Genomic DNA, 18,990 nt, shown 5'->3' with positions numbered 1-18,990 from the left:
CGGCTGCGGCTGCGCGCCGCGCTCGGCGGGGGGACGCGGCACGACCTGGCCGGGCGCGGGCTGGGCGGCACCGTACGCGGCCGGCGCCTGCGAGGTGCCGTATCCGCCGGGCTCCCGCACAGCGGACCGGCCGTCGAGCTCCGACGGGCCGCCGTACCCGCCACCAGGCGTCCGCGGTGCCGCGTGCTCGGCGGAAGGAGGCGACGTCGCCGGGTCCTGCGCGGGCTGCGAGGCGCCATACGCGCCCGGCGTCCCCGCGGCGGCAGGGTCGCCGGACGCCTGCGGAGCGCCGTAGCCATGGGGCATCTGCGGGGCCGCGGAACCGGCGGAGGGCTGCGAGTCGCCGTACCCGCCCGGAGACTGCGGCCCGCTGCCAGGGCCGGTCGGCCCTTGAGGCCCGCCCGGGCCACCCGGCGCCTGCGGCGTCTGCGGGTTCCCGTACCCGTCCGTCGGCTGGCGCGGGGCGTACCCGCCGGTTCCCTGCGGCGGTGGCGGCGTGCCCTCCGCCGGGCGCCCGCTCGTGTCAGCCGGCTGGTGCGGCAGCGAACCCGCTCCGCCGTCCGGAGACGGCGCATGGCCCCCACCGCCGGGCGCCGGAGAGGCACCCCACTGGGGCACCGCGTCGGCGCCCATCCCGTACCGCGAAGCCTGGCCGGACCCTGGCGCCCCGTACGCCGACGCCTGGTCGGATCCCTGCGCCCTGTACTGCGAAGCCTGGTCGGATCCCTGCGACCCGTACTGCGAAGCCTGGTCGGATCCCTGCGACCCGTACGCCGGCGCCGGGCCGGAGCCCTGCGACCCGTACCCGGACGCCCCTTCGGTGCCCCACCCCGGCGCGGAGGCGGATGCCGGTGGGTCCCATCCGGGGGTGGGCTCGGACGGCGCGCCCCAGGAGGGGGCGGCGGGGTTGCCCGCGTCCGGCGCGGGTGAAGGTCCGCCCTGTCCGTGCTCCGGAGGAGCCTGGCCGGGGCCCCACGGCTGGCCCCAGGCCTGGCCGCCCGCCGGGGTCGCGTGGTCCGCCTGCTGCTGACCCGGGAGGAGAGGAGCGCCGCCGTCGGACGGCAGCACGATGCCTTCGCGCGCGGGGCGCTGCGAGGGCTCCTCGCCCTGTCCGTTCTGCGTCACCGGGACTCCTACGAATGGGGGACCTTCGGAATCGTCGGTTCACGCTACCGGGTCCCCACAACCCGATGCCACGCAGCTCAGATCGTGGCCCTCGCCCCATGGAGCACAAGTGACGAAATCCCCTCTCAAGGCGCCGCTAAGTGCCCCCTTTCACACATCACCCGTCCGTGTCCCCTCCGCTCACGCCCGCGTACGCCGACACCACCACCCCTGCCTACGCCTGCGCTAAGCCGCCGCCTGCAAATCCATCCGGGCCCCGAACTCCCGTACCACCGGCTCGTCGCGGTAGGGCTCCAGTCGCTGCTGGAAGTCGTCCAGGTACTCGGCCCCACGGTTCGACCGCAACGTGCCGAGGAGCTCGACGGCCCGCATCCCCGTGTGGCAGGCCTGCTCCACCTCGCGCTGCTGCACCTGCGCGCTGGCCAGCAGGACGAACCCGATCGCGCGCCGCCGGGCGCGTGTCTCCGGATGCCCGGCGAGGGACTCCTCCGCGCATCGTGCGGCCGCCTGGGCCTGCCCGAGATCCCGGTGGCAGTGCGCCAGTTCGTCCGCCAGATAGGCCTCGTCGAAGTGCGCGATCCACTGCGGGTCGTCCCCGGAGGCACCGTCGGCCGACTCAAGAGCCGTGACCGCCCGCCCCGACGCCACTTGGGCCGCCCGCGCGTCGCCCATGAGCGCGTGCCCGCGCGCCTCGGCGGCATGGAACATCGACTCCGCGCGCGGGGTCACACGCCCACGCGCGCCCTCCTGCGCCGCGCGCGCCAACTGCGCGATCTCCCGCGGGTTCCCGAGTTGCGCGGCCAGGTGGCTCATGGACGCGGCCAGCACGTACCCGCCGTACCCGCGATCACCTGCCGCCTGGGCGAGCCGCAGCGCCTGGATGTAGTACCGCTGCGCGAGGCCCGGCTGCCCGGTGTCGACCGCCATGTAGCCCGCCAGCTCCGTCAACCGGGCGACCGCGGCGAAGAGTTCCCGCCCGACCGCTTCCCGGTACGAGCCCGCCAGCAGCCCGGAGACGACGCTGTTCAGGTAGTGCACGACCACCGGGCGCACGTGCCCGCTGCCGTACTGATGGTCCAGGTCCACCAGCGCCTGCGTCATCGCCCGGACCGCCGCCACGTCGGAGAGCCCGACCCGCGGCCCGACCGAGCGTGCCACCTGCGAGTCCGGCGCGGAGATCAGCCAGTCCCGGCTCGGCTCGACGAGCGCGGAGGCGGCGACGGACGAGCCGGACAGGAAGTCCCGGCGCCCCACGTCGCTGCGCCACAGCTCGCAGACCTGCTCGATGGCGCCGAGAACGGTCGGCGAGAACTGCAGGCCCACACCGGAGGCGAGGTTCTTGCCGTTCGCCATCCCGATCTCGTCGATCGTGACCGTCCGGCCCAGTTTGCGGCCCAGCGCCTCGGCGATGATCGCGGGCGCCCGCCCGCGCGGCTGCTGTCCGCGCAGCCAGCGCGCCACGGACGTCTTGTCGTAGCGCAGATCGAGACCGTGTTCCGCGCCGCACATGTTGACCCGGCGGGCCAGGCCGGCGTTCGAGCAGCCCGCTTCCTGGATGAGCGCCTGCAGCCGTTCGTTCGGCTGCCGCGCGACGAGAGGCCTTGCGGCCATGGCGTACCCCCTGCTTCACGGCTCGGGTGCCTGCACGCGCACCGAGTTGACGATTCCTCACAGCCGGCCCCCCGACCCGAGGGAATGGATCCGGCCTTGAAGATCGATGCCCCGCGGACATACCGAAAATGCGAGACATGCGAGGATTGCCGGGGTTGAAGGCTGCTGCCCGGCCTCACACGTGGCTACCCAGCCCACGCCGTCGTTGCCCATGCGCGCCCCCACCCATGCATCCATGCGCCCCACACGAGGGATCGATGCTCCTCCCCCGCGCGCGTCAGGCCCGTAACCCGAGGTGAGCACGGGAGTTGAGTTCAGCGTGGAAGAGACCATCGCGAGCACCCAGACCGCGCAGATCCCCAAGCAGCGCGGGGAAGCACTGCAGGACATCGCCGTGCGCTATGCCGAAGAGCGCCACTGGGACGTGTTCCCCGGCACTTGGCTGGAAGCCGTAGACGGGGTGCAGCGCTGCTCGTGCGGCGAGCCCGCGTGCGCCCTCCCCGGCGCGCACCCGGCGCGCGAGGACTGGCCGACCCAGGCGACGGGCAGTGCGACCGTCGCGCGCCGACTGTGGACGAAACAGCCGTCCGCGTCGATCCTGCTGCCCACGGGGCGCACGTTCGACGCGATCGACGTCCCCGAGACAGCGGGCTTCCTCGCGCTCGCCCGCATGCGGCGCATGGAGCTGACGCTCGGCCCCGTGACCTGCACCCCGGCCCGGCGGATGCAGTTCTTCGTCCTGCCCGGAGCCGCCGCGAAGATCCCCGACCTGGTCCGCAGGCTCGGCTGGCCCCTCTCGACGCTGGACCTGGACGTGCTCGGCGAGGGGGCGTACGTGGCGGCGCCGCCCACCCGGTTCGGGGCACACGGAGCGGTGCAGTGGGCCTGCCGGCCGACACCCGCCAACCGGTGGCTGCCCGACGCGGAGGAGCTGATCTCGCCTCTCGCTTACGCGTGCGGGCGCGACGCGCGTCGTTGACCAGGCGGAGCGCTCCGCGGGGAGTGGGGCACGGCATGAAATCCGCGGAAGGTATTGGCTGGATGCGCCCACGCGGCGGAGCCGCAAGTGTCACCGCCCCGCGCCCCTCAGGGGCGCGGCCCCGGCCGGGTGCGTAGTGCTGACCCGTATCGTGCTCGCATGACGGAGGGAGCGAGGGTGGGCGCTGTTGCCGTGCGCGTACAGGGGCTGTGGAAGCGGTTCGGGGAGCAGATCGCTGTGGCGGGGGTGGATCTGGAGTTGCCCGCGGGCCGGTTCATCGGCCTGGTCGGGCCGAACGGGGCGGGGAAGACCACCACCCTGTCGATGGTGACCGGCCTGCTCCGGCCCGACCAGGGCACCGTCGAAGTCGTCGGACACGACGTGTGGCGCGATCCGACGGAGGTCAAGGCCCGCATCGGCGTCCTGCCGGAAGGCCTCCGGCTGTTCGAGCGCCTGTCGGGCCGTGAACTCCTCGCGTACACCGGCCGGTTGCGCGGACTGCCGGGCACCGAGGTCGACAAGCGGGCCACCCAGCTGCTGGAGGTCCTCGACCTGGCCGGCTCCCAGCACAAGCTCGTCGTCGACTACTCGACCGGTATGCGCAAGAAGATCGGGCTCGCCGCGGCGCTCCTGCACAATCCCGAAGTCCTCTTCCTCGACGAGCCGTTCGAGGGCGTCGACCCCGTCTCCGCGCAGACGATCCGCGGCGTCCTGGAGCGGTACACCGCGTCCGGCGCCACCGTCGTCTTCTCCTCCCACGTCATGGAACTCGTCGAGTCGCTCTGCGACTGGGTCGCGGTGATGGCCGCGGGCCGCATCCGCGCACACGGCCCGACCGCAGACGTACGCGGCACGGCGCCCTCCCTCCAGCAGGCGTTCCTCGAACTCGTCGGGGCGAACGACCGCGACACGAGCACCCACCTCGACTGGCTCGGCGGCGGCGCCCGATGAGCACCGCCGCCGTCGTCCCCGTCGTCGTACGACTGAAGCTGTCCCTCCTGCGCAACGGCCTGCGGCAGTCGGCCGGGCGGCGGGCCGCGTACGTCGCGTCGATGGTCCTCGTCCTGCTCTTCGCCGCGCTCCAGCTCATCGGCCTGATCGCGCTGCGCGGCAACACCCACGCGGTGTCCGTCACGGTGCTGCTCACCACCGTCCTGGCGCTCGGCTGGGCCGTGATGCCCCTCTTCTTCCCCGGCGGCGACGAGACGCTCGACCCCACCCGCCTGGTGATGCTGCCGCTGCGCCCACGCCCGCTCGTCCGCGCCCTGCTGGCGGCTTCCCTGATCGGCATAGGGCCGCTGTTCACCCTGTGCATGTTCGCCGGTTCCGTGATCGCGACGGCGCGCGGCACGGCGGCGTACGTCACCGGAGTCGTCGCTGTCGTCCTCGCGCTTCTCGTCTGTGTGGCCCTCGCCCGTGCGGTCGCCGCCGCCAACATCCGTCTGCTGACCAGCCGCAAGGGCCGCGATCTCGCCGTACTGAGCGGTCTGGTGATCGCTGTGGGGGCGCAGGTCGTCAACTTCGGGGCGCAGAAGCTCGGTGCGTCGGGCCTGTCCACGCTGGATCCGGCGGCCGACGTGCTGCGCTGGGTGCCACCGGCGTCGGCGATCGGCGCGGTCGACTCGGTGAGCGAGGGCGCGTACGCCACCGGGGGCGCCCAGATCGCCCTGAGCGCGCTGGCGTTGGCGGCTCTGCTGGCCCTCTGGCAGCGGAGTCTGACCCGGCTGATGACCTCACCGGACGGCTCCACGCTCCAGGCCGCCGAGCCCGCGCGGGACCAGGCCGGCCGCTCCTCGGGCCTGGGCCGCCTGCTGCCCGCGGGCCGCACGGGCACGGTCATGGAGCGCAGTCTGCGGTACGTGTGGCGCGATCCCAAGACGAAGGCCGCGTGGGTGACGTCGCTCGCGATCGGCCTGATCGTTCCGCTGTTCAACGCGCTGCAGGGCACCGGCTCGATCTACTTCGCGTGCTTCGCCGCCGGGATGCTCGGGATCCAGATGTACAACCAGTTCGGGCAGGACACGTCCGCGTTCTGGATGGTCGCGATGACGATCTCGTCCACGCGTGACGCGTATGTCGAACTGCGCGGACGGGCGTTGGCGCTCCTGGTGATCACCCTCCCGTACGCGACGCTCGTGAGCGTCCTGACGACGGCGATGCTCGGCGACTGGCCCGCCCTGCCCGAAGTCCTGGGCCTGTCCTTCGCCTTGCTCGGCGCGATGCTGGCGACCGGAGCCTGGTCCTCCGCCCGCTTCCCGTACTCGATCCCCCAGGAGGGCTACAAGAGCGCGGCCCCCGGGCAGGCGGGCCTCGCCTGGATCTCCATCTTCGGCGGCATGGTCTCGGCGGCCCTGCTGTGCGCGCCCGTCCTCACCTTCACGATCGTGCTGCACGTCGTGATGGGCGGGGAGGAGTGGACATGGGTGCTGCTGCCGCTGGGGACGGCGTACGGGGCGCTGATCGGCCTGCTGGGGCTACGGCTGGCCGCGCCGCGCACGGCGCGGCACCTGCCGGAGATCCTGGCGGCCGTCAGCAAGGGCTGACGGCACGGCTTTCGCGCGTCATGAGGCGAGCAGGGTGTCCAGGAACGGCTCGATCGCCGTGCGCCAGGCATCCGGCTGGTCGTAGTGCACGAGGTGGCTGGCGTCGGCGACCTCCGCGTACTGGCCGTGGGGCAGAACGCGGACCATCTCCTGGGACTCGGCCCGGCCCAGCTCGCCGTCCAGGCCGCGTACGACGAGGGTGGGACAGCTGACCTGCGCCAGCTCCTCCCAGTGCGCGTCGTACACCCACGTCTGGCGGGACTTGAGCATCTGCTCGGGCTCGAAGACGGGGCGCCAGCCGTCCTCGGACTCGGCCATGACCTCGGCGTAGAACTCGCCGCGTGCCGGGTTCGGGCGCTCCACCCAGGGGTCGTCCTCACCGAACCACTTGCGTACGTCCGCGAGTGTGGCGAAGGGCACGGGCCAGGCCTTGAACCAGTCCTCCCACTCGCGCTGCGAGGCCGCGCCGAGCGCGGAGGCCCGCATGTCACAGATGATCAGCCCGCGTACGAGGTCGGGGCGCTTGGCGGCGAGCTGCCAGGCGGTCAGCGCGCCCATGGCGTGGCCGATCAGTACGGCCTGGGCGAGGCCGAGCTGTTCGAGGGCCGCCTCGGCGTCGTCGACGTAGGCCTCACGGGTGTACTCCCCCTCCGGGGGCTTGTCGCTCTGGCCGTGGCCGCGCTGGTCGAGCGCGACGGCGCGATGGCGCTCGGACAGCCAGCGGGCGGTGGACGCCCAGTGCGAGGCGCGGCCCATGAGGCCGTGCAGTAACAGCACTCCGGGCGCCCGCCCCGTCTCCCCGGTCTTGGGAGGATCGGCGAACTCCCAGGCGGCGAGGCGTACGCCGCCCGCTCCGGTCACCTCGATGCGCCGCACCATAAGTTGGCACCCCCCTTGATCCACTCGGTCCGCTCGTCCCGCGTGAGTCGGCCGGTCTGCTGCTGTCGCTCGTCGTACCGCTGCTCCTGCTGGTTGTGCGCTGGTTGTGCGCCGACTGTGCTCGCCGGTTGTGCCTTCTGGTTATTCCTGCGTATTGAGTGACGGTTCCGTCACTCATACGTTATCGAATACACATTCGAAGATGCGGCTTTTGGCGGCAACACCCCTCGTTCGAGTGACCTCGCGCAGGGATTGATCGCCGCCCGTGAGGGGAGATCTTCAGCGGGAGGCGGACCGCTCGGGGAAAACGGTCCGAGGGGAATGACCCTGAGAGCTCGGGGCTCCGGGTCAGCACAGGGGAGGACAGGCCCCGGCGCCACAAAGCGCCGGGGCCCACCCCATGTCTGCGGTCGTGCACGTGGTCATGCCTGTGGTCACGCCCATGGCACATCCTGCCGCCCCTCCCTGACCAAGCGTCAGCGCCACCGCCTCCGCGATCAAGAACCCTCAGGTCATATGCCTCTCGCGACAGCGTCGCACGCAAACGGCTCGACCGCTGCGATTCCGCGCACTGAATCTTGTTTCTATGGGAACTGTGGGGCGGGGCAACTGGTAGCCGGGTTAAGGGAGTTGAACACGAGATCACAGGCGAGCCCGCCACTGACCATGCCGTCCGCCATCGCGACGGGCGGCCGGGACGATGACACAACACCGCCATCTGTCATCGCGGCGAGCAGACGTCGCGACGAGCAGGCGCAACACGGCCGCCCACGACGGCCAACCGCCGGGCAACAGGCCCAGACCACGGCAGGCAGGCGCGAGACCGCGGGCCGCCTCCGTGGCGAGCGGGCCGGCCCGAGATCGCCGAACACCCCCCGCGGTCGGCGGGGGCGGTGGCCGGTCGAAGGGCTGACTACTTCTTTGCCACGAACACGTGGGAGGCGATGCCCGAATCCAGCTCGGCCGCCTCGCCGCCGCTGCCCACGAGGACGCCGCCCGCCGATTCCGTCACGCTGACCACCGAGCCGGGCTGCACGCCGGCCCGACGCAGCGTGTACATCAGCTGCGCGTCCTTCTGGATGGGTTCGCCGATGCGGCGTACCACGACCGTCTTGCCGTCGTCGCCCGGGTCCAGGTCGGCCAGCGAGACCATGCCCGCGTCCAGGAACGGGTCGGCCCCGTCCTTCTCGCCCAGCTCTTCCAGGCCCGGGATCGGATTCCCGTACGGCGACTCCGTCGGGTGGCGCAGCAGCTCCAGGACGCGGCGCTCGACCGCCTCACTCATCACGTGCTCCCAGCGGCACGCCTCGGCGTGCACCTGCTCCCACTCCAGACCGATCACGTCGACGAGGAGACACTCCGCGAGGCGGTGCTTGCGCATCACGCGTGTGGCCAGCCGGCGGCCCTCCTCCGTGAGCTCCAGGTGCCGGTCACTGGCGACCGCCACGAGGCCGTCACGCTCCATGCGCGCGACGGTCTGGCTCACCGTCGGCCCACTCTGGTCGAGCCGCTCGGCGATCCGGGCGCGCATCGGGACCACACCTTCCTCCTCCAGCTCGAGGATGGTGCGGAGATACATCTCCGTGGTGTCGATCAGTCCGGACATACGTGCCCCTTGATTAGCTCTGCCGGAGGCGGAGTGGCTCACCGGCGTGTGCGCTGGCCCTCGCACCAATTCTGACGCATCCCACTGACAACCGTGCCGCACGGTTGCAACCACGTGGTTACGAGTGCCTCCGCGGTGGTACCGGCGCCCGTGTTGACAGCGCAGTGGTCCAGACCGCAACGTGATCCGCTACACCGCAGGAGCAAGCGGAAGCAACCGGGAGTACGAAGGAGGCCTCGCCGATGAGCGAGAGCAAGCTGGCCGGACAGTACTTCGATGCCGCGATCCGCCTCCTGGAGCGCGTACGGGACGAGGAGGCCGAGGCGATCTCGGCCGCCGGCACGCTGATCGCCGACACGGTCGCCGCCGAGGGCCGGCTGTTCGCCTTCGGCGCCGGACACTCCTCGCTGGCCGCGCAGGAGATCGTCTACCGAGCGGGCGGCCTCGCGCTCATGAACCTGCTCGCCGTGCCGGGCGCCGTCGGCGTGGACGTCATGCCCGCCACCCTCGGCTCCGCCCTGGAGCGCGTCGACGGCCTCGCGAGCGCCGTCCTCGACTCCAGCCCCGCGCGCGCGGGAGACACCCTCGTGATCATCTCCCTCTCCGGACGCAACGCCCTCCCCGTCGAAATGGCCATGAACGCCCGCGCCCTCGGCCTCAAGGTCATCGGGGTCACGTCGGTCGCGTACGCCACGGAGACGAAATCCCGGCACAGCTCGGGCACGTACCTGAAGGACCACTGCGACATCGTCCTCGACTCGAAGATCGCGGTCGGCGACGCGGAACTCACCCACGACACCGTCGCCGCCCCCTTCGCCCCCGCCTCCGGCGTCGTCACGTCGGCCCTCCTCCAGGCGGTCATGGCCACGGCGGCGGGAGCCCTCGCGGACCGCGGCATCCAGCCGCCGCTCCTGCGCTCGGGCAACGTGGACGGCGGACACGAATGGAACGGCCGCGTCTTCGAGGAGCACGCGGACCGGATCTTCTACCGCCGCTGACCCGAACCGCCAACCCCTCGCCGGAGCCGGTCTGCCCCTCCGGCCCGCCCAGCCCCGCTCAGCCCCGATCCAACGCCCCGGCCAGGTCCAGCGCCGCGGCGATCCGAACCGCGACGTCCTCCGCGTACATCGCGTCGGCCCGCTCGAACTGCGTACGGCTGGCGCCCCGCAGGAACGTCACGACGCCCAGGGTCCGGCCGCGGCTGCGCAGGACCGCGCACAGCGCGTGCACCGAGTCCGCGGGCCACTGCCGGGCCGCGGCCCATTCCCGGGTCCGCTCCGGAGAGGACGCGCCCGCGCTGGCCCGTACGGACCCGATCCGGTCGACGCACTGCAGCGCGGGATGCCCCTCGGCGTACCGCACGGGCAGTCCGGCACGTCCGGCCGGCAGGCTAGGGCCCGGCGCTCCGGAGGGTGTGGCGGCGGCCCGTACGAGTCGTACCGGGCCCTCTCCGTCGCGTACGGAGCCACCGGCGACCCGGTCGATCAGCGCGTGATCGGCGAAGCCGGCCAGCGCGAAGTCCAGATGAACGACCGCCGCCTCCGCCGGATCCTCGCACTCGGCCGCCGCACGCGCGGCCCGGTGCAGCTGGTTGGTCCGGAACCGCAGCAGCGAGGCCTCCTGCTCGGTCTGCTTGCTCTCGGTCACGTCCTGGAAGAGCCACCCGACACCGAGCGGCACCGGTTCCTCCGCGAGCGGCGAGGCCAGCCGCAGAAACCCGCTCCGCCAGCAGCGCCGCTTCTCGCCCTCCGGCGTCCGCACCGTCACCCACATCTCGGCGGGCGCGGGCGGCGACCCCTCCGCGAGCACATGCGTGAGCGCGCTCTCCAACTCCTCGACCCCCTGCGCGAGCAGCTCCCCCAGGGGCCGCCCCAGCACAGCCGTACGCCCTATCCCGAGCGCGCGAGCCGCGTGCGCGTTGACGACGGCGGGCCTCAGATCGGCGTCGACGAGCACGACCCCCCACGACGCGTCCTCGAACAACGCCTCACTCAGGGCTATCGACCGCTCCAGGTCTATCTGCGCATGCACCTCGCTGAAGGCGCAGTACACGCCGGCGGGCTTCCCGTCCGGCCCGCGCACGGCAGCGGACTGCGTACGGACGAGCACCCGCCCGCCCTCCTTGGTGAGCAGCGCGAACTCGTACACCTGCCGCCCCGGAGCCTGCATCGCCGACAGCAGCCGCTCCTGGACCTCCTCGGCGTCCGCCGTCCGCACGGCCCACCCGGCGAACCCCTGCCGCCCGACCGCCTCGTCCGCGGTCCACCCCAGAATCCGCTCGGCTTCCCGATTCCAATGGGTGACGACCCCGTCGGCGTCGAAGGCACACAACGCCGCGTCCATCCCATCGAGCAGAGCGGCAAGCAGATCGGCCCCGTCCCGCTCGGGCTCCTGGGGCCCCAGCTCGTCCGTGGTCCCGCTACGCCGTGAAGCACTCACCTGGCACCCCCTGCAGGCCGTGTCGGCGTGTCCTGCGCGGTACGACCGCGCTTCCGTTCACTCACTACGCATCACTCACTACGAATCATTCAACTCGAACGTGACGCAGCCCACACCGGGTTCCCCCAAGATTGCGGGAAATCGTTGTACGCGGGAAACGTCCGCCCCTCACGCCCCACCCGCCACCGTGCCAGACAGCCACCCTGCCTGCACCACCGTGCCGCCCCGACGAAGCTCAGCGCGGCGCGGCAGGGGCGGCCATGGAAGGAGCGGCCACGGATGGGGCGTCCGCCAGGTCCGCGACCACCGCCGCGTGGTCGGAGGGCCATACGCCGTCGACAGGGCCGTCGCCCGCGCGGCGCACCGAGCGGACGTGACCCAGGCCTCCCGGCCCCGGCGGCCCCACGTGGATGTAGTCGATCCGGACGCTCGGTGGGAAAGCGGGCGCCACGTAGGGATTGGCCGCGTCCCAGGTGGCCGACGGAGCCCCCGGGTCCGCGTACTCCCAGGTGTCGAACAGCACCTGCCCGGGGACGACGGGTGCCGTCTTGTAGCCGCCGATCAGGCGGATCTCGTCCGAGTCGGGCCATGCGTTGAAATCGCCGGTGAGGACGGGCGGGAACGCGGTCCCGCCACGGTGGGCCGCGACGAACCCGGCGAGCACCCTGACCTGTGCACACCGCACGGCCGACCCATCGGTGGTGGAGGTCAGATGGGTGGTGAAGAAGGGCACCGGATGGCCGGGGGCGTCCAGCCGCGCGTACAGCCCCAGCCGCCCGTCGTCGTCACCTTCCGGCGCCGGCAGCCGCACCACCGCCCGGTCCACGACGGGCCACCGGCTGAGCACGGCACAACCGAAATCGACCGTCGCGTCCCCCAGCCGCCGCTGCCACCGCTCGGGCGCCTCCGAAGCGGCCCACGTCCAGTGCAGCCCCAACTCGTCCGCCAGCCACCGCGCCAGGTTCTCCCCGCCACAGGCCCACACCTCCTGCAGGCCCACGACATCCGGCTGCAGCTCACGCAGAACGGCCAGCACCGCCTTCTGCCGCCGCTCCCACGGCCCGAACCGCCACCACACGTTCCACGTCACTACACGCATACACCGCCACACCCTCCGCTACGCCGCCTCCGCCCGCCGCGGGATTCCGCGCCTACCCAGAAAAAGCGCTTGAACGACCTCGGGGCGCTTCCTAGGGTGTGCAGTACACGAGAAGGGAGGTGGTTCGGCAGATGTATGAATACCGGACGCGTGAGGTGGCTGCGGGCTAGCGGCTCGCCACCACACCCAGTGCGGTGCCGGACCAGCGCGTGAGATGAGCGCGCAGCCGGCCCAATCTCAAGCAGTCACCCGACCCGCGAGCTCGCCGGTACGTCCGGCCGGCTCCCTCCCTAGGAGGGGACCAGAGCTCGCGGGTCGTCTGCGTTGCGGGGCCCGAGGGGTCAGCGTGCGATGTCCTCGTAGCCCTCGATCTCGTGCGGGTCGCGGGTGCCCGGGCCCACGTAGCGGGCCGACGGGCGGACGAGGCGGCCCGTGCGCTTCTGTTCCAGGATGTGGGCCGACCAGCCGGCCGTGCGGGCGCAGGTGAACATGGACGTGAACATGTGGGCCGGGACCTCGGCGAAGTCGAGGATGATGGCGGCCCAGAACTCGACGTTGGTGGCCAGGACGCGGTCGGGACGCCGGGCGTGGAGTTCCGCGAGGGCGGCCTTTTCCAGGGCCTCGGCGATTTCGAAGCGGGGGGCGCCGAGCTCGCGGGCGGTGCGGCGCAGGACTCGGGCGCGGGGGTCTTCGGCTCGGTAGACGCGGTGGCCGAAGCCCATGAGGCGTTCGCCCCTGTCGAGGGCCTGGCGTACGTAGGCGTCCGCGTCACCCGTCCGTTCGATCTCCTCGATCATGCCGAGGACGCGGGAGGGGGCGCCTCCGTGGAGGGGGCCGGACATCGCTCCCACGGCTCCCGAGAGCGCGGCCGCGACGTCCGCGCCGGTCGAGGCGATCACGCGGGCCGTGAAGGTCGAGGCGTTCATGCCGTGCTCGGCCGCCGACGTCCAGTAGGCGTCCACGGCGGCCACGTGCTTGGGGTCCGGCTCTCCGCGCCAGCGGATCATGAAGCGTTCGACGACGGACTGTGCCTTGTCGATCTCGCGCTGGGGCACCATCGGCAGGCCTTGTCCGCGTGCGGACTGGGCGACGTACGAGAGGGCCATGACGGCGGCGCGGGCGAGGTCCTCGCGGGCCTGCTGCTCGTCGATGTCGAGGAGCGGTTTGAGGCCCCAGACGGGGGCGAGCATCGCGAGGGCCGACTGGACGTCCACGCGGATGTCACCGGAGTGGACGGGGATGGGGAACGGTTCGGCGGGCGGCAGGCCGGGGTTGAAGGCGCCGTCGACGAGCAGCCCCCAGACGTTTCCGAACGAGACGTGGCCGACCAGGTCCTCGATGTCGACGCCCCGGTACCGCAGGGCGCCGCCCTCCTTGTCCGGTTCGGCGATCTCCGTCTCGAAAGCTACGACTCCCTCGAGTCCGGGTACGAAGTCGGACATCAGGCGGCTCCTCGTGATGCGTGCGACGGATGGGTTGGGGGTGTGGCGAGTAGGGGATGGGGGGTATGAGCTGGGATTTCTCATGTGGCAGTCATGCGCGTTCGGCTTCGTGCGGTTCCGCGGTCGCTGCTGGACTCGCGGTCCGTACGTCACCCCGGTGATGCCCCGTGCGGCAGGCTGTCACCCACATCGTTTCGGCAGCAGGACGATAGTCCCTTGGTGCCACCCTTGGGGAGAGGTTGCGGCACTCAGTGCCATGCAGTGATGAAGCCCACGCCCCGCCGGCTCGCCGCCGGCATGCGGCAAGATGACCGAGTGACCGACCATGACCCCATCCTCGACCCCGCCACCATGCGCAAGCACTACCGGGCCGAGGGACTCGACGAGACCGAACTGGCCGACCACCCCATGGAACAGTTCGCGCGCTGGTTCATACAGGCCGCGCAGGCCGCGGAGCAGGGCGCGGTGTACGAGCCGAACGCCATGGTCGTCTCCACGGCGGACGCCCAGGGCAGGCCGAGCTCCCGCACGGTGCTGCTGAAGCAGTACGACGAGCACGGTTTCGTCTTCTTCACCAACTACGAGTCCCGCAAGGCGTGTGACCTCGCGGCGAACCCGTACGTCTCGCTGCTCTTCCCGTGGCATGGGATGGCCCGCCAGATCGTGGTCAACGGCACCGCGCGGCGTACCGGGCGGGACGAGACGGCCGCCTACTTCCGGACCCGGCCGCACGGCTCCCAGCTCGGCGCCTGGGCCAGCGCCCAGTCCTCGGTGATCCACTCGCGAGCGGAACTCGACGCAGCGTACGACGAGTTGGCCGCCCGCCACCCCGAGGGCGAGCAGGTTCCCGTCCCGCCGAACTGGGGCGGTTTCCGCGTCACCCCCCAGACGGTCGAGTTCTGGCAGGGCAGGGAGAACCGCCTGCACGACCGCCTGCGGTACGTCGCGGAGGAGGCCGGAGGGTGGCGGGTGGAGCGGCTCAGTCCGTGAGGCGGCTCAGTCCGGAGCGGCTCAGTCCGTGAGTACGCCCTCCAGGATCTCCCCCCACTGCGCGACCACGCGCTCCCGCCGCGTCCCGTCGTCGGTGAGCAGGTTCGCCAGGCCCAGTCCGCGGGCCATGTCCAGCAGCCCCTGAACGGTTTCGCGAACCCCCGGGCGGGACTCGTCGGCGCCGAGCAGTTCCACGGCCATGTGGTGGGTCTCGCGTCCCACGCGGGCCTCCAACTCGGTGACCTGGGGCCTGAGTTGGTCCTCGTTGGAGGCGGCGACCCAGAGGTGGAGGGCGGCGCGGAACAGCGGGCCCGTGTACAGGTCGACGAGGGCGCGGACCACGGCGCGGCGGTCCGCGGGGCCGTCGGGGAAGAGGTCGCGCAGGGCGGTGGAGCGTTGTTCGGCGACGTACTCGACCGCGGCCGTGAAGAGGTCTTCGCGGGTCGGGAAGTGGTGCTGGGCGGCGCCGCGTGAGACGCCCGCGTGTTCGGCGACGACGGACACCGTGGAGCCCGCCCAGCCGTGCTCGGCGAGGCAGGCGACGGCGGCTTCGAGGAGGCGCTTCCGGGTGGCCCTGCTGCGGTCCTGCTTGGGGGCCTTGAGGACCCTGGGAGCGCGTTCGGTCCTGTCTTCGGTACTCATGGTGGTCACAACACCCATAGGGGATCCCGTCGTTCGAGGAAGGCCGTCATCCCTTCGCGGGCCTGTGCGGAGGAGAACAGCGCGGCCGAAAGCGCGGTCAGGGCGGCCGCGTCCCGGTCGAAGGTGTCCAGCACCTTAGTGGCGATCAACCGTTTCGTCTCGGCCAGCCCTTGGGGGGAGGCCCGGCGCAGCCCGTCGAGAACGGGCGCGAGGACGGCGTCGGCGTCCTCGCCCGTCGCCGTGACGAGACCGATCCGGGCGGCCTCGACGGCGTCGAGGCGCTCTCCGGTGAGGTAGTAGCGGGCGACGGCGCGCTGGTCCATGCGCGGCAGCAGGGGCAGCGAGATCACGGCGGGCGCGACGCCGATGCGCACTTCCGTGAAGGCGAAGGTCGCGTCGTGCGAGGCGGCCGCGATGTCGCAGGCGCCCAGCAGTCCGAGGCCGCCCGCGCGCACATGGCCGGTGACGCGGGCGACGACGGGTTTGTCCAGTTCGACGATCTGCCGCAGGAGGGCGACGAATGTGTCCGGGTGCGGCGGACGGCGCAGGTCGGCGCCCGCGCAGAAGGTGGTGCCGGTGTGGGTCAGGACGACGGCACGTACGTCGCGGTCCTTGCCGCACTCGGTGAGCGCGTCCGCGAGTTCCCCGACGAGTTCGGCGGAGAGGGCGTTGCGCCGCTCGGGCGCGTCGAGCGCGAGGGTGGTGATGCCGCGCTCGTGCGACCGCCGCACTTGGGTCATGCCCGCTCCCTCAGTTCGCGCCGCAGGATCTTCCCGGAGGTCGCCCTGGGCACCCCTTCGATGAAGTCGACGTGCCGGATCTTCTTGTACGGGGCGACGCGCTCGGCGACGTAGGCGATGACGTCGTCTTCGGTGAGGTCGGTCGCGGTCGGCTGGCGCACCACGTAGGCGTGCGGGACTTCGTTGTGGTCGGAGTCGTAGACGCCTATGACGGCGGCGTCGGCGATGCCGGGGTGGGCGAGCAGGAGGGCTTCGAGTTCGGCGGGGGCCACCTGGAAGCCCTTGTACTTGATGAGTTCCTTGACGCGGTCGACGACGTACAGCCAGCCGTCGGCGTCGACATGGCCCACGTCTCCGGTGTGCAGCCAGCCGTCCTCGTCGATCATCGCGGTGGTGGCGTCGGGGCGTCCCAGGTAGCCCTTCATGACCTGCGGGCCGCGGATGGCGATCTCGCCCCTCTCGCCGACGTCGAGGTCCTTTCCGGGTTCGTCCAGGGACAGGATGCGCATCTCCGTGCCGGCGATGAGTTTCCCGACGCTTCCAGGGGGCGGGTTCTCGCAGGCCAGGGGGACGACGTGAGTGCCCGGCGAGAGTTCCGTCATGCCGTAGGCCTGGCAGACGGGAGGCAGCCCCAGCCTGCGGGAACAGGCGGATGCCAGCTCGGCGTCCAGGGGTGCCGCCGCGCTGATGATGTACTTCAGGGACGACAGGTCGTAGCCCTCGACGGCCGGGTGTTTGGCGAGGGCGAGCACGATCGGCGGGGCCACGTACAGCCCGGTGATGCGCTGTTTCTCGATGGCCGCCAGGAAGCCGTGGAGGTCGAACCGGGGCAGGACGACGACGGTGGCTCCTTGCCTGAGGGGCGCGTTCATGAGGGCCGTCAGCCCGTAGATGTGGAAGAAGGGCAGCACGGCGAGGATGCGGTCGCCGGGGCCCATCGGCATGGTGGGCGCGAGTTGCGCGAGGTTGGTGGCGATGGACCGGTGGGTGAGCATCACGCCCTTGGGGACGCCGGTCGTTCCGGAGGAGTACGGCAGTGCCGCGANACGCCGGTCGTTCCGGAGGAGTACGGCAGTGCCGCGACGTCTTCCACGGGATCGATGCCGATGTCGGGCTCGGGGGCCGTGGAGGCCAGCATGTCGAGCAGCGAGCGGTGCCCTTCCGCCTGGTCGCAGACGAAGATCTCCCGTACGCCGCCCACGAGTTCGGCCGCCGCGCGTGCCGTCTCCAGGAGGGGCGACACGGTGACGATCCAGCGGGCGGCACAGTCCCTCAGCTGTTTGGCGAACTCCTCGGCCGTGGCGAGCGGATGGACGGTGGTGACCGATGCCCCCGCGCGCGTGGCGGCGAAGAACGCGACCGGGAAGGCGATGGTGTTGGGGCTGTGCAGGGCCAGCACGTCCCCCTTGCGGACGCCTGCCTCGGCGAGCGCGGCGGCGATCCGCCGGTGGAACGTGTCCAGTTGGGCGTAGGTGAGCGTCGTGCCCTCTTCGCCGTCGATGAGGGCTGGTGTGTCGCCCCTCTCGGCGGCGCGGCCCAGGACCGCCTCGTGGATGGGTTCTTCGACGGCCGGGACGTCTGCGTACTCGCTGCGGAACACCATGGTGGGCCCTTTCCAGGAGTCGGCCTCGGAAGCCGGACAGAGTGGAGTGCGGTGCCTTGATGGTGCCTAGTAGGACTTCGGCAGGCCCAGGGTCTGGTGCGACACAAAGTTCAGGATCATTTCCCGGCTGACGGGGGCGATGCGGGCCACCCGGGACACCGTGATGAGCGAAGCCAGGCCGAACTCGCTGGTCAGGCCGTTGCCACCGAGCGTGTGCACGGCCTGGTCGACGGCTTTCACACAGGCCTCACCGGCCGCGTACTTGGCCATGTTGGCGGCCTCCCCGGCGGCGGCGTCGTCCCCCGCGTCGTACAGGAAGGCGGCCCTCTGCATCATCAGGCGGGCGAGTTCGAGCTCGATGTGCGCCTGCGCGAGGGGGTGGGCGACGGCCTGGTGGGCGCCGATGGGTTCCTTCCACACGGTGCGCTCGCGGGCGTAGTCGACCGCCCTGGAGAGCGCGTAGCGCCCTATGCCGATCGCGAACGCGGCCGTCATCACGCGCTCCGGGTTGAGGCCCGCGAAGAGCTGGAACAGGCCGGCGTCATCGTCGCCGACGAGGGCGTCGGCGGACAGCCGTACGTCGTCCAGGGTCAGCTCGAACTGCTTCTCCGCGCCCCGCAGTTCCATGTCGATCGGCCGCCACTCGAAGCCGTCGGCGTCACGCGGGACGATGAACAGACAGGGCTTGAGCCGACCGGTCTTCGCGTCCTGGGTGCGGCCCACGATGAGGGTGGCGTCGGCGATGTCGACTCCGGAGATGAACACCTTGCGGCCGGTGAGCACCCAGTCCGTACCGTCCCTGCGGGCCGTGGTGGTGATGCGGTGGCTGTTGGAGCCCGCGTCCGGTTCGGTGATGCCGAAGGCCATGGTGCGGGTGCCTTCGGCGATTTTGGGGAGCCACTCGCGCTTCTGGGCCTCGGTGCCGAAGCGGGCGATGACGGTGCCGCAGATCGCTGGTGAGACCACCAGCATGAGAAGGGGGCAGCCCGCGGCGCCGAGTTCTTCCAGGACGATGGAGAGTTCCGCTATGCCGCCGCCTCCGCCGCCGTATGCCTCCGGCAGGTTGACGCCGAGGTAGCCGAGCTTGGCTGCCTCCGCCCAGAGTTCGTCGGGGTGGCGGCCTTCTTTGATGACAGTGGTGAGGTACTCGCGGCCGTAGCGCTTGCCGAGGGCTGCGACGGCTGCTCGGAGAGCTTTGTGTTCCTCGGTTTCTATGACTGTGGACATGGGCTTCCTAAGGGGGAGGGTGAACTGTGGTCTGGAGGGTGCGGGATTCGATGTGGCTGGTCGCG

General features: G+C 71.5%; 16 protein-coding genes and 1 pseudogene. 5 read left to right on the top strand and 12 right to left on the bottom strand.

What is annotated here, in order from left to right; all coding sequences use genetic code 11:
* The coding region (locus FGD71_RS26825; protein ID WP_478131419.1) for a DNA polymerase III subunit gamma/tau domain-containing protein at positions 1 to 1,125 on the bottom strand (1,125 nt) is incomplete at its 3' end.
* 225 nt (positions 1,126 to 1,350) lie between these two features.
* Positions 1,351 to 2,736, bottom strand: coding sequence for an NsdA family TPR-like regulatory protein (locus FGD71_RS26820; RefSeq protein WP_119103094.1), 1,386 nt, complete (start codon positions 2,734 to 2,736; stop codon positions 1,351 to 1,353).
* A 319-nt stretch (positions 2,737 to 3,055) separates the two neighbouring features.
* Here FGD71_RS26820 and FGD71_RS26815 point away from each other — a divergent pair, with 319 nt between their 5' ends.
* The 3 genes from FGD71_RS26815 to FGD71_RS26805 all read left to right on the top strand — a co-directional run bounded on the left by FGD71_RS26815 (position 3,056) and on the right by FGD71_RS26805 (position 6,258).
* Positions 3,056 to 3,715, top strand: coding sequence for a bifunctional DNA primase/polymerase (locus FGD71_RS26815; protein WP_119103093.1), 660 nt, complete (start codon positions 3,056 to 3,058; stop codon positions 3,713 to 3,715).
* A 159-nt stretch (positions 3,716 to 3,874) separates the two neighbouring features.
* Positions 3,875 to 4,666: an ABC transporter ATP-binding protein gene (locus FGD71_RS26810; protein WP_119103092.1), complete on the top strand. Its 792-nt coding sequence runs from the start codon at positions 3,875 to 3,877 to the stop codon at positions 4,664 to 4,666.
* A complete protein-coding gene (locus FGD71_RS26805) occupies positions 4,663 to 6,258 on the top strand; it encodes a transporter (protein ID WP_119103091.1) in 1,596 nt (531 codons plus the stop codon). The genes FGD71_RS26810 and FGD71_RS26805 overlap by 4 nt, the downstream gene beginning before the upstream one ends.
* Before the next feature lie 18 nt (positions 6,259 to 6,276).
* Here the strand turns inward: FGD71_RS26805 and FGD71_RS26800 are convergent, their stop codons facing one another.
* Positions 6,277 to 7,137: an alpha/beta fold hydrolase gene (locus FGD71_RS26800; RefSeq protein WP_119103090.1), complete on the bottom strand. Its 861-nt coding sequence runs from the start codon at positions 7,135 to 7,137 to the stop codon at positions 6,277 to 6,279.
* A gap of 913 nt (positions 7,138 to 8,050) precedes the next feature.
* Positions 8,051 to 8,743, bottom strand: coding sequence for an iron-dependent transcriptional repressor DtxR (locus FGD71_RS26795; RefSeq protein ID WP_119103089.1), 693 nt, complete (start codon positions 8,741 to 8,743; stop codon positions 8,051 to 8,053).
* 242 nt (positions 8,744 to 8,985) lie between these two features.
* On the opposite strand from FGD71_RS26795, the gene FGD71_RS26790 reads away from it, so the two are divergent.
* Positions 8,986 to 9,741, top strand: a complete 756-nt coding sequence (locus FGD71_RS26790) for an SIS domain-containing protein (protein WP_119103088.1) — start codon at positions 8,986 to 8,988, stop codon at positions 9,739 to 9,741.
* 58 nt (positions 9,742 to 9,799) lie between these two features.
* Here the strand turns inward: FGD71_RS26790 and FGD71_RS26785 are convergent, their stop codons facing one another.
* The 3 genes from FGD71_RS26785 to FGD71_RS26775 all read right to left on the bottom strand — a co-directional run bounded on the left by FGD71_RS26785 (position 9,800) and on the right by FGD71_RS26775 (position 13,723).
* Positions 9,800 to 11,182 (bottom strand): PAS domain-containing protein, encoded by a 1,383-nt coding sequence (locus FGD71_RS26785; protein WP_119103087.1) that lies wholly within the window; start codon positions 11,180 to 11,182, stop codon positions 9,800 to 9,802.
* A 235-nt stretch (positions 11,183 to 11,417) separates the two neighbouring features.
* Entirely contained in the window at positions 11,418 to 12,281 is an 864-nt protein-coding gene (locus FGD71_RS26780) for an endonuclease/exonuclease/phosphatase family protein (RefSeq protein ID WP_119103086.1), read from the bottom strand.
* Positions 12,282 to 12,622: 341 nt separating this feature from the next.
* Entirely contained in the window at positions 12,623 to 13,723 is a 1,101-nt protein-coding gene (locus tag FGD71_RS26775) for a citrate synthase 2 (RefSeq protein WP_119103085.1), read from the bottom strand.
* A 297-nt stretch (positions 13,724 to 14,020) separates the two neighbouring features.
* Between FGD71_RS26775 and pdxH the strand changes: the two genes are divergently transcribed.
* Complete coding sequence (gene pdxH / locus FGD71_RS26770) at positions 14,021 to 14,713, top strand: pyridoxamine 5'-phosphate oxidase (protein WP_119103100.1); 693 nt, start codon at positions 14,021 to 14,023, stop codon at positions 14,711 to 14,713.
* Between the two features lie 21 nt (positions 14,714 to 14,734).
* Here the strand turns inward: pdxH and FGD71_RS26765 are convergent, their stop codons facing one another.
* The 5 genes and pseudogenes from FGD71_RS26765 to FGD71_RS26750 all read right to left on the bottom strand — a co-directional run bounded on the left by FGD71_RS26765 (position 14,735) and on the right by FGD71_RS26750 (position 18,925).
* Positions 14,735 to 15,355, bottom strand: coding sequence for a TetR/AcrR family transcriptional regulator (locus tag FGD71_RS26765; protein ID WP_119103099.1), 621 nt, complete (start codon positions 15,353 to 15,355; stop codon positions 14,735 to 14,737).
* A 5-nt stretch (positions 15,356 to 15,360) separates the two neighbouring features.
* A complete protein-coding gene (locus tag FGD71_RS26760) occupies positions 15,361 to 16,095 on the bottom strand; it encodes an enoyl-CoA hydratase family protein (RefSeq protein WP_119103084.1) in 735 nt (244 codons plus the stop codon).
* Positions 16,092 to 17,140: pseudogene (locus FGD71_RS26755) on the bottom strand (AMP-binding protein); the annotation flags it as partial. The pseudogene FGD71_RS26755 and the gene FGD71_RS26760, both read right to left, overlap by 4 nt.
* 1 nt (position 17,141) lies before the next feature.
* On the bottom strand, positions 17,142 to 17,695 hold a 554-nt coding region (locus tag FGD71_RS49095; RefSeq protein ID WP_244951222.1), incomplete at its 3' end, for an AMP-binding protein.
* A 69-nt stretch (positions 17,696 to 17,764) separates the two neighbouring features.
* Positions 17,765 to 18,925, bottom strand: a complete 1,161-nt coding sequence (locus tag FGD71_RS26750; protein ID WP_119103083.1) for an acyl-CoA dehydrogenase family protein — start codon at positions 18,923 to 18,925, stop codon at positions 17,765 to 17,767.
* Positions 18,926 to 18,990 lie beyond the last annotated feature (65 nt).

The organism is Streptomyces sporangiiformans, assembly GCF_005768555.2.
GTDB classification, from domain to species: Bacteria; Actinomycetota; Actinomycetes; order Streptomycetales; family Streptomycetaceae; genus Streptomyces; species Streptomyces sporangiiformans.
Note: the sequence above shows the minus strand (reverse complement) of the source record. Positions and strands in the feature narration are given on the sequence as shown.

What these genes read in the sequence shown, in the direction of transcription:
- FGD71_RS26820 (WP_119103094.1), bottom strand. Translation starts at nt 2,736, where the DNA reads ATGGCCGCAAGGCCTCTCGTCGCGCGGCAGCCGAACGAACGGCTGCAG.
- FGD71_RS26810 (WP_119103092.1), top strand. Translation starts at nt 3,875, where the DNA reads ATGACGGAGGGAGCGAGGGTGGGCGCTGTTGCCGTGCGCGTACAGGGG.
- FGD71_RS26805 (WP_119103091.1), top strand. Translation starts at nt 4,663, where the DNA reads ATGAGCACCGCCGCCGTCGTCCCCGTCGTCGTACGACTGAAGCTGTCC.
- FGD71_RS26800 (WP_119103090.1), bottom strand. Translation starts at nt 7,137, where the DNA reads ATGGTGCGGCGCATCGAGGTGACCGGAGCGGGCGGCGTACGCCTCGCC.
- FGD71_RS26795 (WP_119103089.1), bottom strand. Translation starts at nt 8,743, where the DNA reads ATGTCCGGACTGATCGACACCACGGAGATGTATCTCCGCACCATCCTC.
- FGD71_RS26790 (WP_119103088.1), top strand. Translation starts at nt 8,986, where the DNA reads ATGAGCGAGAGCAAGCTGGCCGGACAGTACTTCGATGCCGCGATCCGC.
- FGD71_RS26780 (WP_119103086.1), bottom strand. Translation starts at nt 12,281, where the DNA reads ATGCGTGTAGTGACGTGGAACGTGTGGTGGCGGTTCGGGCCGTGGGAG.
- FGD71_RS26775 (WP_119103085.1), bottom strand. Translation starts at nt 13,723, where the DNA reads ATGTCCGACTTCGTACCCGGACTCGAGGGAGTCGTAGCTTTCGAGACG.
- pdxH (WP_119103100.1), top strand. Translation starts at nt 14,021, where the DNA reads ATGCGGCAAGATGACCGAGTGACCGACCATGACCCCATCCTCGACCCC.
- FGD71_RS26765 (WP_119103099.1), bottom strand. Translation starts at nt 15,355, where the DNA reads ATGAGTACCGAAGACAGGACCGAACGCGCTCCCAGGGTCCTCAAGGCC.
- FGD71_RS26760 (WP_119103084.1), bottom strand. Translation starts at nt 16,095, where the DNA reads ATGACCCAAGTGCGGCGGTCGCACGAGCGCGGCATCACCACCCTCGCG.
- FGD71_RS26750 (WP_119103083.1), bottom strand. Translation starts at nt 18,925, where the DNA reads ATGTCCACAGTCATAGAAACCGAGGAACACAAAGCTCTCCGAGCAGCC.